This window comes from Mesorhizobium sp. M7A.F.Ca.CA.004.06.1.1, from assembly GCF_003999135.1.
In the GTDB taxonomy this organism is placed as follows: Bacteria; Pseudomonadota; Alphaproteobacteria; order Rhizobiales; family Rhizobiaceae; genus Mesorhizobium.
The window spans coordinates 1-1,025 of sequence record NZ_RZPQ01001215.1; the positions used below are offsets into that span (position 1 = coordinate 1).

Annotated in this window: 2 protein-coding genes; both read right to left on the reverse strand. The window is 64.0% G+C overall.

Annotation, left to right across the window (positions count from 1 at the left end):
* Positions 1 to 300, reverse strand: a 300-nt coding sequence (locus EN906_RS35240; protein ID WP_348629305.1) for an ATP-grasp domain-containing protein, incomplete at its 3' end; no start/stop codon positions are given.
* A gap of 43 nt (positions 301 to 343) precedes the next feature.
* On the reverse strand, positions 344 to 1,025 hold a 682-nt coding region (locus EN906_RS35245), incomplete at its 5' end, for a malate dehydrogenase (protein ID WP_127375826.1).

A 1,025-nucleotide genomic window follows, 5' to 3' on the forward strand; every position in this document is an offset into this window, starting at 1 on the left:
GCCGGCCGGGCCGGTCTGCTTGGTCACCAGTGTGTTGCCCAGCATCTCGTTGGCGTTGGCGACGACGTCGGCCACCGATTTCGCCAGCCGCACGCCGCCCTTGGCGTCCGGGCCGAGTTCGGTGAATTTGCCCTTGCCGCGGCCGCCGGCATGGATCTGGCTCTTCACCACATAAAGCGGGCCCGGCAGCGCCTTGGCGGCGGCTTCCGCTTCGCTCGCCTTGAACACCGGCACGCCTTCGGCCACGGGCGCGCCAAAGCTCTTCAGCAGCGCCTTGCCCTGATACTCATGGATGTTCATCTGGAAGGTCTCCGGATCGACTGGGGGTTCACTTGCTGGAGATTCATTTGGAGGCGAGTTGCGGCGCGATCTTGACGCAGGCCTCGGTCAGACCCTGCACCGTCGCCACCGAGGAGTCGAACATCTTCTGCTCGCTCTTGTTGAGCTCGATCTCGATGATACGCTCGACGCCGCCGGCGCCGATCACCACGGGAACGCCGACATAGGTGTTCTTGACGCCATACTGGCCGGAGAGATACGCCGCGCAGGGCAGCACGCGCTTCTTGTCCTTGAGATAGGCTTCGGCCATCGAGATCGCCGAAGCGGCCGGCGCGTAATAGGCCGAACCGGTCTTGAGCAGGCCGACGATCTCGGCGCCGCCGTCGCGGGTGCGCTGCACGATCTGGTCGAGCTTTTCCTTCGAGGTCCAGCCCATCTTGATGAGATCGGGCAGCGGAATGCCCGATACCGTCGAATAGCGGATCATCGGCACCATGGAATCGCCGTGGCCGCCGAGCACGAACGCGGTGACGTCCTCGACCGAGACCTTGAATTCCTCCGCCAGGAAATAGCGGAAGCGCGCGCTGTCGAGCACGCCGGCCATGCCGACGACATGGCTGTTGGGCAGTCCTGAGAACTTCTGCAGCGCCCAGACCATGGCGTCGAGCGGGTTTGTGATGCAGATGACGAAGGCCTTCGGCGCATACTTCTTCAGCCCGGCGCCCACCTGTTCCATGACCTTGAGA